Below are 14,646 nucleotides of genomic sequence, written 5' to 3'. Positions count from 1 at the left end.
ACCCGCGGCGGGCGGGCGTGCCCGTTTTTCGGCGGATCGCTGCCTGCCATTCCCCGGTGCCGCCCGCGGCGAGTTCTCCTGCCGTTCGCCGCCGCGAAGGGCCGCCGACACACCACCACCCGACAATGGAGCGGACGCCGGGCCCCGGCCGGGAGGCACAAATGACGACCGCACGCCGGTGCGAGCAACCCGGGTGCGCTCCGCGACGTCACCATTTCGGGCGTAAGCTCATCAGTGACATCAGGCGTCTGACGACACGTCGGCGTGCGAAGGGAGACCGATGTCGGCAGCGGACGGCGTCACCGCGCCGAGAATCCAGCTGCTCGGACCGGTCCGAGCCTGGCGGGGAGACCAGCCGCTCGACCTCGGGTCCGCCCATCGACGCACGGTGTTCGCCGTACTCGCGCTCGCGCACGGCCGCAGCGTCTCCCGCGAAGAGCTCATCGACGCGGTGTGGGGCGACGCTCCCCCGGCCAGCGCGCAGGGCAGTATCTACACCTACATCTCCGGGCTGCGCCGGGTGCTCGAACCCGGTCGAGCCAAGGGCACCGGCTCTCGCCTGCTGGCTTCGGTCGGTTCCGGCTACACGCTGAGCATCGGCTCGGACAACATCGACGCGCTCCGCTTCGAGGTGCTGCGAGAGCAGGCGCAGCGGCTGATCGCCGACGGCCAGTCCGCCGCCGCCCGCGAACGGCTCGACGAAGCACTGGGCCTGTGGCGCGGCACTCCGCTGGAAGGTCTGCCCGGCCCGTACGCGACCTCGCACCGCGCACGGCTGGAAGAGCTGCGGCTGACCACCGTCGAACGCCGTGCCGAAGTGGCGCTGGACAGCGGGAACCACGGCGGCCTGCTGCCCGGCCTTGCCGAGCTGGCCGCTGAGCATCCGCTGCGGGAACCGCTCCAGGGCGTGCTCATACGAGCACTTCATCGAGCAGGCCTCCGGGACGAAGCGCTCGGGGTGTACACCCGCTTGCGCGACCGGCTGATCGAGGCTTCCGGTACGGAACCCGGTCCCGCCCTGCGTGATCATTACGAGAAGCTGCTCGCCGCCCGGCCGTTCGCCGCGCCGGCCGTGCCCGAGGGCTCCACGCCGGTCCGGGTGCCCCGCTTCCCGATTCCCGTGCTGCCCGCGCGGCCGGCCACGTTCGCCGGGCGGGACGGCGAAATGGCGGTGCTGCACGAGGCGGTCGCCGGGCTGGAGAGCGGCCTCGGCCGCTCGGTGTGGATCGAGGGCGAACCCGGCATCGGCAAGACCGCGCTGCTCGCGGAGGTCATCGAGGTGGCCCAGCACGAGGGCGGGAAACCACTGTTCGCCGCGGCCGACTCGCTGGACCAGCGCTTCGCCCTGCGCCCGCTGCTCGACGCACTCGGTGTGCACCCGCGGGCCTCGGACCTGCGGCGGGCCGAACTGGCCGTGGCGCTCGCCGACGATCCGGCGCTGGATCCCGCCGACGGGCTGCTCGGGCTGGTCCGCGAACTGTGCGCCGACGAACCGCTGGTGCTGGTGGTCGACGATCTGCAGTGGGCCGACGAACACACGCTGCGGGTGTGGCGGCACCTCAGCCGGGAGACCCGGCGGCTGCCGCTGCTGCTGGTCGGCGCCTGCCGGCCGCTTCCCCGGCCGCCGGCACTGGAGACACTGCGCGCGGAACTCGCCGCGGACGGCACCGCGCTGCTGGCGCTGGGGCCGCTGCCGGACCCGGCGATCGCGCAGCTCGCCGGTGACCTCGCCGGCGCGCCGCCCGGGACGATCCTGTCCGTCCTGGTCTCGCACGCGGCCGGAAACCCGCGCTACGCCAAGGAAGTCGTCGAAACGCTGCTGAGCAACGAGATGATCCTGCTCGACGGCGCGCAGGCGATCGTCGACGGCACCGCCTGCCGGACCATCCCGTCGCCGCTCGGGTCGAAGATCACCCTCTACCTGAGCTTCCTCGGCAGCGGCACCCGCGACGTGCTGCGCTGGGCGGCCTTGCTGGGCAAGGAGTTCTCTCTCGCCGACATCGCGATCGCCACCGAGCGCGCCGCCACCTCGCTGGTCGGCGCGGTCGAGGAGGCGCTCGCCTCGGGCGTGCTCGTCGAGTCCGGTGATCTGCTCGCCTTCCGGCATCCGCTGCTGCGCCGGGTGCTCTACGAGAAAACCCCGGCCGCGATGCGGGTCGCGTTGCACCGGCAGCTCGCCGAATCCTTCGACGGCGCCGGCGCCTCCACGCAGCGGGTGGCCGAACAGCTCGCCGCGGCGCCGGGCCTTGTCGACAGCTGGGTCACCGGCTGGCTGCTCCAGCACATCGGTGCGGTCGCCGCGCAGGCTCCGCGGATGGCGGTGGACCTGCTCAAGAGCGTGGTCGCGCAGACCACGCTGCCCGCCGAGGCCCGGGAACCGCTGACGGCGACGCTGGCCCGGCTGCTGTTCTGGCTCGGCCGGGAACCGGAGGCGGAGGCGCGTTCGGTGGTGGCCCGCACCACCGACAGCAGGCAGGCCGCGGAAATGCGCTGGATCCTGGCCTACATCTATTACCGCCGTGGGGAATTCGCCGAGGCCGCCGAGGAGGTCCGCCGCACGCTCGCGGATCCACGGGTACCGGAGATGTGGCGCGGCAGGCACGAAACGCTGCGGGCGACCATCGAACGGCTCGCCACGCAGGAGTCGGCGATCGAACCGGATCTGTCCGAGCTGGGCGTGCTCGACGGACTGGACGACGCGGCCGAGCCGCTGAGCACCGCACGCCGGCTCGCCGCGGTCCGCGCGGTACCCGGCGAAATGCACCTGGCCGGCGCGGTGCACTACTACTGGCGCGGCCGCTGGCCGGAAGCGCTGACCGAGCTGGACACGGTGATCCGCGGCGGCGCGGAGACCGCGTCGTATGTGTTGCGCAGCCCGGGATCGGCACTGCTCGTGCACGGGGTCGGCGCCCTGATCGCCAGCCACCGCGACGAACCCGGCCGGGCGCACGAGCACCTCGACGCCGTGGCCCGGCAGTCCTGGCCGCGGGACCTGGAGCCCAACGGGGGCGACTACCTGCTGGCCGCCCGGGCTCAGCTGGCCGAGCTGGAGGACGGTCCGGAGCGCGCGCTCACCGAGCTGCTGCCGTTGCTGGAACAGAACTATCCGCCCTCGGCACGACAGCAGTGGCTGCCCGACCTCGCCCGGCTGGCGATGCAGACCGGCGACCAGCAGCGGGCGTTCCAGGCGCTGCGGCTGATGGGCGACGCCGGCGGCTTCGACACCCCGCCGGCCCACGTCGCGGCGGCCGCGCACTGCCGCGGCATCGTCACCGCCGATCCGGACGCGATCCTCGGCGCCGCGGCGCACTACGAATCGGCCGGGCGGGTGCTCAAACACGCCAGGGCCAACGAGGACGCCGCGATCCTGCTCGCCGAGTACCAGCGCATCGACGAAGCACGCAGCGCGTTCTTCACTGCGCTCACGAGTTACACCTCGCTCGGCGCGGCGTGGGACGTGCGCCGGGCCGAGACGCGGATGCGCCCGTACGGCATCCGCCGGGCGAACCCGGTCCGTCACCGCGCCGCGGCCGGTGAGTGAACTGCGTAAACCCGTCTTGCGTACGATGCCGGAAGAAGATCAGCGCCCGTAAACTCACGGGATCAGTCGCCTACGTCGAATGGAATCGCATGCCAGGGGACGGGCGCAGCGGGCTGCGGGTGAACGTGCTCGGTCCGCTGAGAGCATGGCGCGGGGCGACCGAGGTCGCCCTCGGACCGGCGCGTCAGCGTGCCGTTTTCGCGATGCTGGCGGTCGCCGCCGGGCACAGCGTCGGCCGCCCCGACCTGATCGCGGGGGTGTGGGGTGAGTCGCCGCCCGCCAGTGTCGAGGGCAGCGTGCACACCTACATCTCCGGGCTCCGCCGCGCGCTCGAACCGGAACGCACCCGGTGGGCTGCTTCCACCGTGCTGGTGTCGGAGGCCGCGGGCTACACGCTCGACCTCACTCCGGAAGCACTCGACGCCGCGGTGTTCGAGCGGCACCGCGAACGGGCTCGGCACGACGCCGCGGCCGGCGAGCACGAGCGGGCGGTGGCCGGTTTCGACGCGGCGCTCGTGCTGTGGCACGGCGAAGCGTTGTCCGGGGTACCCGGCGCGTTCGCCGAACGCCACCGTGAGCACCTGGCGGAGCTGCGGCTGGACACCGTCGAACAGCGGGCCCGCAGCGTGCTCGAGCTGGGCGGCCACCAGGACCTGATCGCGGAGCTGACGGTGCTCACCAGCGACCATCCGCTGCGCGAGTCCCTGCGCGAGTCTTTGATGCTCGCGCTCTACCGCAGTGGGCGGCATTCCGACGCGCTGGACGTGTTCCGTGAGGCGCGGGGCACGCTGCGCGACGAGCTGGGGGTGGAACCCGGTCCGCGGCTGCGTGAGCTGCACCAGCGCGTACTCGCCGAGGACCCGGCGCTCGACCTGCCCCGGCACCCGGAGCCCGCCCCGGTGGCGGTGCCGGCGCCGCGCGTCCGGAGCACCGGCAGCGATCCGCTGTTCGGGCGTACCGACGAGGTCGACCAGCTGCGTGAGCTGCTCGCGCAGGTCCAGGAGGGCCGCGGCCGGGCAGTCTGGATCGAGGGCGAAGCCGGCATCGGCAAGTCGGAGCTGCTCGCCACGACGTTCCCGGCAGCGGCCACCGCCGGCCTGCAGCTGGCCTGGGTGGCCGCGGACGAGATGAGCACCCGGTTCCCGTTGCAGGTCATGATCGAATGCCTGGCGATCGACCCGCTCTCCCCGGATCCGCGGCGTGCCCGGGTGGCCCACGAGCTCGGCGGGGAGCCGGCCCGGCAGGCCTGGGGCTCGGGCGATCCCGTGCTCGGCGCCGTGGACCGGCTGCTCTCGCTCGTGGACGAGCTGTGCGCGCAGTCCCCGCTGGTCCTCGTGATCGACGATCTGCAGTGGGCCGACGAGTCGAGTGTGCTGGTGTGGCACCGGCTGTGCGCGGCCACCCGGCAGCTGCCGCTGCTGCTGGTCGCCGCGACCCGGCCGGCGCCGGACCGCGCGGAGCTGACCCAGCTGCGCCGCGGGGTCGAGGCCCGCGGCGGGCTGGTGCTGGATCTCGCGCCGCTCGGGCGCGCGGACGTGGACCGGTTCGTGGCCCGCCTCGTCGGGGCCGGACCGGGTCCCGGGCTGCGCGAGCTCGCCGCCCGTGCGGCCGGGAACCCCTTGTACGTCAAGGAAATGGTCGACGTACTGGTGCAGGCGGGCGCGGTCGAGGTGGAACGCGGCCGGGCCGATGTGGACGATCCGGCCGAGTTCGAGACCCCGCGCTCGCTGCTGGCCGCGGTCGACCGGCGGCTGGACTTCCTGCCGGCCGAGGCACAGGATGTGCTGTGCTGGGGCGCGCTGCTCGGCATGGAGTTCGCGGTCGGCGACATCGCGGCGGTACTCGACCGGCGGCCGTCGGACCTGCTCGGCCCGCTCGAGGAAGCGGTCACCGCGAACGTCCTGATCGACACCGGGACGCACCTGGCGTTCCGGCATCCACTGCTGCGCCAGGCGTTGTACAACCGGCTGCTGAGCGGTACGCGGGCCGCGCTGCACCGGCAGGCGGCGCAGGCGCTGGCCCTGATCGACGCGCCGGTGAAGCGGGTGGCCGAGCAACTCGTGGCCGCCCCGTCCACTGTGGACCCCTGGGTGCTGGACTGGCTGGTGCAGCACCAGAGTGCGGTGTCCAACCGGGCCCCGCTGATCGCCGTGGAGCTGCTGGAGCGGGCCCTGGCCTGCTGTGCGGCGGACGATCCACGCCGGGAGGCGCTGCTGGTGGCGCTGGTGAAGGTGCAGTTCCGGCTCGAACGCGCGCCGGAGGAGCTGGCGCTGCAGGCGCTCGAAGTGGCGCAGGACCCGGAGAACGCCGAGGAGATGCGGCATGTCCTCGCCGCCATGCGGTTCCGCCGCGGGGACGTCCGGCAGGCCGTGGAGACGCTGGGTGAGGCCTCGGCGGATCCTCGGATCCCGGAGTTGTGGCGGGTCAAGCACCGGCATCTGCTCGCGAACTTCCGCCGGGGCGGGCTCGACGACCTCGCACGGGCCGAGGCCAACGCGCACCAGGCGCGGGCCGAGGCGGACGGCGACCGCTACCTCACCGCGCACGCCCTGCAGACGCTGTGGCTGGTGGATTCCGTGCGCCGTCACCACGCGAGCGCGCTCGCGCACATCGACCAGGCGATCGCCGTCGTGGGCGACGAGCACGAGCTCGCCGATCTGCATCTGGATCTGCTCGACAACCGGGTCTTCACGCTGCAGAATCTCGACCGGCTCGACGACGCCGACCACACCCTGCGCGAGGCCGGCGAGATCGCACTGCGGCACGCGCTGCCGGTCGGCCTGCAGGTTTCGGTCGCCGTGCACCGGTACTGGGAAGGCCGGTGGGACGAGGCACTGGTGGAGCTGGACACGGTCACCGAGGACGGCCCGGCGATCACCTTCTACGGGTTGCGCGAGCCGGGTGCCGCGGCGTTGCTGCTGCACGGCGTCGCTTCCCTGATCGCCGCACGCCGGGGTGACCGGACCCAGGCGGCCGCGCACCTCGACGCGGCCGAGGAGTACGCCCCGGCCACCGGGGCCGAGCGGGAGAGTTTCGACTTCCTGCTGGCCGCACACGGGCTCGTCGCGTTCCAGCGGGGCGAGGTGCAGCAGGCGCTCACCGTCCTCGAGCCGATCCTGAACCCCACGTATGCGCAGATGATGTTGCGGCACCAGTGGTTGCCGTTCTTCGTGCAGCTGGCGCTCGAGGCAGGAGACCGCACGAGGGCCGAGCGCGCGTTGGCCGTGTGCGAGGAGGAGTCGGCGAAGGAGTCCGAACCCGCGCGGGCGTTCGCGGCCACCGAATGGTGCCGTGGGCTGATCGACGGTGATCCGGCGCCGGTGCTGCGGACGGTCGAGCACTTCCGCGCGGTGAGCCGGAAACCCGAGCTGGCCAGTGCGCTGGAGGACGCCGCGGTGCTGCTCGCGCACGCCGGTGACCTGGACGGCGCGCACACCGCGTTCGACGAGGCGGCGGAGCTCTACACCGAGCTTTCCGCGCACTGGGACCTGGAACACGCGGAAGCGCGGCTGCGCCCGCTCGGGGTGCGCCGGGGCGCGCGGTTCATCCCGGTCCGACCGGGCCGTGGCTGGGATTCGCTGTCCCCACTGGAAGTCCGCATCGCCACGCTGGTGGCGGCGGGACGGTCCAATCCGGACATCGCGACCGAGCTGTCCCTGCCACGCCGGACCGTGCAGGCGCACGTCGCGCGGCTGCTGGGCAAGCTGGAGGCACCCTCGCGCACCGAACTGGCGAACACGCTGGCCCGCCGCACGGGTTGACGAAAGGCGGGGGTCACCGGCGCCGAACGGCCGACGTGCCGGGATGCCCGCGCGCGGAACAGTGCGGGACATGCGAAAACGCCTTCTGCTTCTGCTGTCCGCGGCGATCCTCGCCGTCACGTCGGGCACGGCCACCGCCGAAGTGGCTCCGGTGACCGTCACCCTGCCGCAGCCGTCCGGTCCGCATGCGATCGGGGAACGCGACGTCCACCTGGTCGACCCCGTACGGCACCGGGAACTCATGGTCAGCGTCTGGTATCCGGCCGAGCCGGGCACCGGGCCGCGCGCGCCCTACCTGCCGGCACCGGCCGCGGACTACTTCGACCAGGGCGCGGCACCGATACTGGGAATCGAGCCCGGCAGGGTGGACTGGGCCGCCATCGAGACGCACGCCCGCGCCGGCGCGGCACCGAAGGGCCGCTGGCCGGTGCTGGTGTACTCGCCGGGCTGGGGTTCGCTGCGGCAGCTGGCGACCGCGTCCGCGGAGGATCTGGCCAGTCGCGGCTACGTCGTGGTGACCGTGGACCACACCGGAGAGGCACCGTTCGTGGTGTTCCCCGACGGCCGGATGGTGACCGCGGACCACGGCCCGGACCTCGAGGCGGATCTGCGGGTCCGGGTCGCCGACGAGCAGTTCGTGCTCGACCGGCTGCCCGGGATCCCCGGGCTGGGGCGGGCGATGGACCTGTCGCACGTCGGTGCGTTCGGCCACTCCTACGGCGGGGACACCGCTGCCGAGATGGCCACAGTGGACAGCCGGGTGGACGCCGCCGCGGACCTGGACGGCTTTCTGGCCTACGACGTGGACGGGCAGCGTCTCACTCGCGCCGCCGCCGAGGGCGTGCCGCGTCCGGTCCTGCTGATGGGTTCGGCGGGCAGCACGCGAAACGGCGAGGTGCGCAGCCATCGGACCTCGCCGGCCTGGAAGTCGTTGTGGGAGCACACCACTGCACCGAAGTACGACGTCCCGCTGCCGACGGGCATGCACTACAGCTTCACCGACCTGCAGTGGCTCCTTCCGCAGCTGGCGCGGAAGCTGCCGGTGGACCCGGCGGTGCGGCAGACGCGGATCGGCACGATCGACCCGGCCGTCAGCGGCGCCGTGCAGCGCGGCATGCTGACCACCTTCTTCGGGCGTACGCTGCACTGATCCTTGACGACCAGACGACCTCGTTGCACTATGCGAACATCGTCTCGTGTTCCGCAACACTCTGAGAGGAGGCCTGGTGACCGGCGAGCGCGGGCGGGCCCGTCCCGCGGCCGGCTGAGGCCATGGAACGACGTCAGGTCGAGTACTTCCTCGCGGTGGTCCAGCATGGTGGCTTCACCAATGCCGCGCGGGCGCTGCACGTCGCGCAGCCGTCCCTGTCGCGCGCGGTGCGGTCGCTGGAACGCGAAATGGGCGGGTCACTGTTCCACCGGCTGCCGCACGGTGCCGTGCTCACCTCGGCGGGTTCGGCGTTGCTCGGCCCGGCGCAGCAGGTCATGCGGGACCTGCGCGTCGCCACCTCCTCGGTGCGGGAGGTGCTCGGGCTCGGCGGCGGCTCGCTGGACATCGTTTCGCAGACCACGCTGTCGGTCGAGCCGCTCGCCCCGCTCCTCGGCCGCTTCCGCATCCGGCACCCGCAGGTCCGGGTGCGGGTGCTGGCCCCGGAGAGCTACGACGACGTGGTCGACCAGGTGCGCCACGGCGAGAGCGAGGTCGGGCTCGTGGAGTCCGTTTCGGACGTCCGCGGGCTGAGTGCGGCGCGGCTACCGGACCAGGAGATCCTCGCCGTACTGCCGGCCGGCCGCACGAAGGCCGGCCGGCTGCCCCGCCGCGTCCTCGCCGAACTCGACCTGGTGTCCACCCCACCCGGCACGACCACCCGGCGGATCGTCGAGGACACCTTGGCCGGACTCGACGTCGAACCCCGGATCGTGGTGGAGACCGAACACCGCGCGATGATCGTGCCGCTGGTGCTCTCCGGCGCCGGTTCCGCCCTGCTGCCGCGGGCGATGGCCGAGGAAGCAGGCCGCCAGGGCGCGCTGGTCGTGCCGCTGACGCCGGCGGCCGCGCTGTCCGGGCAGATCCTCTGGCGGCCGGGTCCGCTCTCCCCGGCCGCCGCGGCGTTTCTCACGCTCGCCGAGGCTGAGCTGCGGACATAGCGATCTTCTACCGGGCACATCCGGATCCGGTCTCGGCCGGGCCGCCCAGTGTGTTGCCCGGTCCCCCCGGTACCTGTGAGAGTGGGGTGAAACTTCCCTTCTCCGCAAGGGAAGGTGCTATCCGCACCCGCCAGCAGCACCGAAGGAGGACACTTTGCCCGCATTCCCCGCCGGACGGCACATCCTGCCCCGGCCGGAGCAGGCCGAACCCGTCGCGACCGCACTGAGCGTGCACGACCAGTCGGCTCCGTTCCAGCCGGTGGGCCCGATATCGCCACCGCGGGGAGCGCCGAACGTCGTCGTGGTGCTGGTCGACGACCTCGGCTACGGCACGGCCAGTGCGTTCGGCGGCCCGTGCCGGATGCCGGCCGCGGACCGGCTGGCCGACAACGGGCTGCGCTACACCCGATTCCACGTCACGGCACTGTGCTCGCCGACGCGGCAGGCGCTGATGACCGGCCGCAACCACCATTCCGTGGGCATGGGCGGCACCACCGAGATGGCCACCGCCGCGCCCGGGTACAACGGGTTCCGGCCACGCAGCGCCGCGACGATCGCGCAGCTGCTGCAAGGAAACGGTTACAGCACCGCTGCGTTCGGGAAATGGCACCAGACGCCGCCGCGGGAGATCAGTGCGGTCGGCCCGTTCGACCGGTGGCCCACCGGCGAGGGTTTCGACACCTTCTACGGCTTCATGGGCGCGGAGATGAACCACTGGTACCCGCAGCTGTACCAGGGCACCACGCCGGTCGAGCCGGACCGCCGGCCCGAGGACGGCTACCACCTGAGCGAAGACCTCGTCGACCACGCCATCGACTGGGTCCGCACCCAGCGCACCCTCACCCCCGAGCGTCCGTTCTTCACCTACCTCGCGCTCGGCGCCGGGCACGCGCCCCTGCACGTGGGCGAGGAGTGGCGGGAGCGCTACCGCGGCCGGTTCGACCACGGCTGGGACGAGCAGCGAGAGCGGACCCTGGCCCGGCAGAAGGACCTCGGCGTGGTGGCCGAGGACGCGGAGCTGGCTCCCTGGTCCGAGGGAGTGCCGCACTGGGACGAGCTGTCCGGCAACCAACGACGCCTCGCGACGCGGTTCATGGAGACCTTCGCCGGCTTCGTGGAGCACGCCGACGCCCAGGTGGGCCGGTTCACCGACGCGCTCGAGGAAATGGGGGTGCTGGACGACACGCTGTTCCTGTACGTCCTCGGTGACAACGGCGCTTCCGGCGAGGGCGGGATCGAGGGGACGATCGTCGAGCACCGGCTGGGACACGGGGTCGTCGACGATCCGGACGAGATGATCGGCCACCTCGACGAAATCGGCGGGCCGCACAGCTATCCGATCGCTCCCGCCGGATGGGCGCTCGCGCTCAACACGCCGTTCCAGTGGACCAAACAGGTCGCTTCCCATCTCGGCGGCACCCGCGACGGCATGATCGTGCACTGGCCCTCGGGCATCACCGGACGCGGCGAGCTGCGGCACCAGTTCAGCCACGTCATCGACGTGCTGCCGACGATCGCCGAATGTGCCGGGATTCCGTTGCCGCACAGCGTGGACGGCGTGGTGCAGCAACCGGTCGAGGGGCGCAGTTTCGCCGCCACCTTCCACGATGCGCAGGCGCCGGAGTACCACCACACGCAGTACTTCGAGATGTGCGGCAACCGCGGTGTCTACCACGAGGGGTGGATGGCGGTGACGCGGCACGGGGTCCCGTGGGAGATGGTGCCGACCGGCGTCCGGCCGTTCCGGGACGACGTCTGGGAGCTCTACGATCTGAGCACCGACTGGAGCCAGGCGCACGATCTGGCCGCGCGGCATCCGGGCAAGCTGCGGGAGCTGCAGGACCTTTTCCTCATCGAAGCGGCGAAGCACCAGGTGTTCCCCCTCGACGACCGCGTGACCGAACGCGAGAATCCGGCGGTGGCCGGCCGGATCGACCTGCTCGGCGGCCGGACGTCGGTGACCTATCACGGCCGGATGCGGCGCTGCACCGAGGAAACCACGCCGAACGTCAAGAACCGCTCACACGACGTCGTCGCCGACATCGACGTGCCCGAGGACGGCGCCGAAGGCGTGCTGATCGCACAGGGTGGCCGGTTCGGCGGCTGGGCGCTGTACGTCATCGACGGCCATCCGTCCTATGTATACAACTACTTCGGCATGTCGAGCTACCACGTGCGTTCCCCGGTTCCGCTCACTCCTGGCCGGCACGAGGTGTGGGCCGACGTCGACTACGACGGCGGCGGCCTCGGCAAGGGTGCCGTGGTGACGCTGATCGTCGACGGCACGAAGCAGGCGTCGGGCCGGGTCGAGCGCACCATCCCGTACTACTTCTCGTTCGACGAGACGCTGAACGTCGGCGTGGACCTCGGCACCCCGGTGACCGAGGAGTATCCGGTGATCGACAACGCCTTCACCGGGACTGTCCACACTGTACGCATCGATCTCGCTCCCTGCGCCGAGGAGCCGGACGCCGGCGGACAGTACCGGCGCGTGCTGGCATCGCAGTGAACCTCCGGGGGTGGCCGCACCCGGCGGTCACCCCTTTCGGGAGGTCACTGGAGGTTCGCCGCCACCCGGAAGCCGAGGTTGCCCGTGGAGGAGTCCGGGGTGTTCGCGGTGCGCGCGGCCACCCGGTAGCGGTTGCAGTACGACTCGTGGCACAGGTACGACCCGCCACGCATCGAGCGCTGACCGCCTGCTTCGTCGAACTGGTCGGCACACCACTCCCACACGTTCCCGGCCACGTTGTGCAGCCCGAAACCATTGGGCGGGAAGGCATCCACCGGCGCGGTGCCGACATATCCGTCGTCCTCGGTGTTGCGCACCGGGAACCGGCCCTGCCAGATGTTGCACCGGTGCTCACCGCCGGGCGTCAGCTCGTCACCCCAGGGATACCGCGCCTGGTCGAGCCCGCCGCGCGCGGCGTACTCCCATTCGGCCTCGGTCGGCAGCCGCTGCCCGGCCCACTCGCAGTAGGCCATCGCGTCCTGCCAGGACACGTGCACGACGGGATGATCGCCGCGCCCCTCGACGGCGCTGCCCGGCCCTTCCGGGGACCGCCAGTACGCACCGGACACACCGCACCACCACGGCGCCTGCTCCGGCCGCGGCGACCCCTTGCGGAGCACGGCGGGCACGAACTTCGCGAACACGTACGTCCAGCCGAACTTCTCCGCGTCGGTGCGGTAGCCGGTCTCGTCGGCGAAGGCGGCGAACTGGGCATTGGTCACGCAGTGCGCGGCGATGGCGAACGGCTCGACCGTGACCTCCCGCACCGGGCCTTCGCGGTCGCCGGGGAACCCGTCGGGATCGTCGGTGCCCATCCGGAACACCCCGCCCGGCAGCGCGAGCAGGCCACCCGCCTCGGTACCCGTCAGCCGCGGGACGGGAGCGGTTTCCGAGCCGGAACGGCCGGGCGGGCAGCAGCTGGACACGTGTCCCAGGATAACCGCCGCGTCAGCCGTATCGCACCCCGCTGGCGATGCTGCGCACCAGGTACCGGCCCAGCAGCAGGAACAGGACGATCACCGGCAGCACGCCGAGCGTCGCCCCGGTCAGCATCAGTGCGTAGTCGGTGTAGTACCCACTGGCCAGCTGCGACAGCACGACCTGCACGGTCGGTGCTTCCGCCGGATCGAGCACCACCAGCGGCCAGAAGTAGTCGTTCCAGGCGCCGAGGAAGGTGATCATGGCCAGCACCGCGGCGTGCGAGCGGATCGCCGGTACCGCGACGTGCCAGAAGGTCCGCAAGACCGAGGCACCGTCCACAGTGGCCGCATCGACGAGTTCGGCGGACACCGCGCCCTCGCACGCCTGGCGCATCCAGAACACGCCGAACGCGCTCACCAGCGCCGGCACGATCACCGCCTCCAGCCTTCCGTACCAGCCGAAATCGTTGACCAGCAGGTACAGTGGGACCACCCCGAGCTGCGCCGGCACCATCGCGGAACCGGCGACCACCAGGAACAGGCTGTTGCGGCCGGGAAAGCGCAACCGGGCGAACGCGTAACCGGCCACACTGGACAGCACCACATTGGACACCATCACGGTGCCCGCCACGATCAGCGAATTGCCGATGGCCAGCCAGAAGTCCACGGTGTCGAACACCCGGCGCACGTTCTCGAAGAAATGCCCGCCGGGCAGCATCAGCGGCGAGACCTCGCCGATCGCCGAATTGTCCCGGCTGGACACGGCGAACGACCAGTACAGCGGGAAGATCGAGGCGCCGACCACGCCGGTCAGCACCACGTAGACCCAGGCCCCCGCGCGCCGCCGCCGCGTCACGGCGAGCTCACGAACCGGCGCACCAGCCGGTAGTTGACCACGGCGAACACCACGCACACCAAGAACACCACCCAGGACAGCGCGGCCGCGTACCCGGCGTCGAACTTGGTGAAGCCCTTTTCGTACAGGTACATCGCCAGCGTCTGGAACTGCCGGTCGTTGCCCCCGGTGCCGCCGCCCCCGGCGTCGAACAGCTGCGGTTCGGCAAACAGCTGCAACCCGTTCACCGTGCCGGCGACCGCGGTGAAGGCGATCGCCGGGCGGATTCCGGGCACGGTCACCGACCAGAAGGTACGCCACCGCGAGGCACCGTCCAGCTCCGCCGCCTCGTACAGGTCCTGCGGCACGGCCTGCATGGCGGCCAGGTAGATCAGCGCGTTGTAGCCGGTCCAGCGCCACATCACCATGCTCGCCACGGCCAGGTGCGACGACCACCGCCCGGCCTGCCAGTTGACCGGCGGCACCCCGAACCAGCCCAGCACCTCGTTGACCACCCCGAAGTCCCGGCCGTAGAGCTGGGTGAAGACCACGCCCACCGCGACCACCGACACCACGTTCGGCACCAGCACCCCGGTCTGCCACCAGGTCGAACCCCGCAGCTTGCGGTTGAGCAGCTCGGCGAAGCCCAGTGCCAGGAAGAATTCCGGCACCGCGGCGAGCAGGAAGATGCCCACCGTGTTGACCAGCGCGTTGTAGAACCGCGGATCGCCGAACAGCTCGACGTAGTTGGCGAAGCCGAAGCCGCCCCGGTTCCCGGCGAGCAGGTCCCAGTCGTGCAGGGAGACCCAGGTCGTGTAGAGCAGGGGGAAGACGCCGAACACCGCGAACACCGCGAAGAACGGCGCGATGAACAGGAAGGGAGTGGCCTTCCGGTCCAGCCGCGCCACGAAGGACCCGCGCTTGCCCACGAC

At 71.8% G+C, this 14,646-nt stretch carries 8 protein-coding genes; 5 read left to right on the top strand and 3 right to left on the bottom strand.

The features are described from left to right. The first annotated feature begins 280 nt into the window (after positions 1-280). The 5 genes from BJY18_RS29305 to BJY18_RS29285 all read left to right on the top strand — a co-directional run bounded on the left by BJY18_RS29305 (position 281) and on the right by BJY18_RS29285 (position 11,959). On the top strand, positions 281-3,541 hold the full coding sequence (locus BJY18_RS29305; protein ID WP_184783130.1) for an ATP-binding protein: 3,261 nt from the start codon (positions 281-283) through the stop codon (positions 3,539-3,541). An 89-nt stretch (positions 3,542-3,630) separates the two neighbouring features. Next, positions 3,631-7,302 (top strand): ATP-binding protein, encoded by a 3,672-nt coding sequence (locus BJY18_RS29300; protein ID WP_184783129.1) that lies wholly within the window; start codon positions 3,631-3,633, stop codon positions 7,300-7,302. Between the two features lie 70 nt (positions 7,303-7,372). Then, positions 7,373-8,452, top strand: coding sequence for an alpha/beta hydrolase family protein (locus BJY18_RS29295; protein ID WP_184783128.1), 1,080 nt, complete (start codon positions 7,373-7,375; stop codon positions 8,450-8,452). Positions 8,453-8,574: 122 nt separating this feature from the next. Further along, on the top strand, positions 8,575-9,450 hold the full coding sequence (locus BJY18_RS29290; protein ID WP_184783127.1) for a LysR family transcriptional regulator: 876 nt from the start codon (positions 8,575-8,577) through the stop codon (positions 9,448-9,450). Positions 9,451-9,604: 154 nt separating this feature from the next. Then, entirely contained in the window at positions 9,605-11,959 is a 2,355-nt protein-coding gene (locus BJY18_RS29285) for an arylsulfatase (protein ID WP_184783126.1), read from the top strand. A gap of 44 nt (positions 11,960-12,003) precedes the next feature. On the opposite strand, the gene BJY18_RS29280 is transcribed toward BJY18_RS29285, so the two are convergent. The 3 genes from BJY18_RS29280 to BJY18_RS29270 are packed head-to-tail and all read right to left on the bottom strand — an operon-like array spanning position 12,004 to position 14,643. After that, complete coding sequence (locus BJY18_RS29280) at positions 12,004-12,885, bottom strand: formylglycine-generating enzyme family protein (RefSeq protein ID WP_184783125.1); 882 nt, start codon at positions 12,883-12,885, stop codon at positions 12,004-12,006. Positions 12,886-12,907: 22 nt separating this feature from the next. After that, positions 12,908-13,735 carry a carbohydrate ABC transporter permease gene (locus BJY18_RS29275; RefSeq protein ID WP_184783124.1) on the bottom strand — a complete coding sequence of 276 codons (828 nt, stop codon included), beginning with the start codon at positions 13,733-13,735 and terminating at the stop codon, positions 12,908-12,910. Then, positions 13,732-14,643, bottom strand: coding sequence for a carbohydrate ABC transporter permease (locus BJY18_RS29270; RefSeq protein ID WP_312873998.1), 912 nt, complete (start codon positions 14,641-14,643; stop codon positions 13,732-13,734). Before BJY18_RS29270 ends, BJY18_RS29275 begins: the two co-directional genes overlap by 4 nt. Positions 14,644-14,646 lie beyond the last annotated feature (3 nt).

The organism is Amycolatopsis jiangsuensis (genome assembly GCF_014204865.1).
GTDB lineage: Bacteria > Actinomycetota > Actinomycetes > Mycobacteriales > Pseudonocardiaceae > Amycolatopsis > Amycolatopsis jiangsuensis.
The sequence above is the reverse complement of the archived record's forward strand: the minus strand, read 5'-3'. Positions and strand labels throughout refer to the sequence as shown.

What these genes read in the sequence shown, in the direction of transcription:
- BJY18_RS29290 (WP_184783127.1), top strand. Translation starts at nt 8,575, where the DNA reads ATGGAACGACGTCAGGTCGAGTACTTCCTCGCGGTGGTCCAGCATGGT.
- BJY18_RS29295 (WP_184783128.1), top strand. Translation starts at nt 7,373, where the DNA reads ATGCGAAAACGCCTTCTGCTTCTGCTGTCCGCGGCGATCCTCGCCGTC.
- BJY18_RS29300 (WP_184783129.1), top strand. Translation starts at nt 3,631, where the DNA reads ATGCCAGGGGACGGGCGCAGCGGGCTGCGGGTGAACGTGCTCGGTCCG.
- BJY18_RS29305 (WP_184783130.1), top strand. Translation starts at nt 281, where the DNA reads ATGTCGGCAGCGGACGGCGTCACCGCGCCGAGAATCCAGCTGCTCGGA.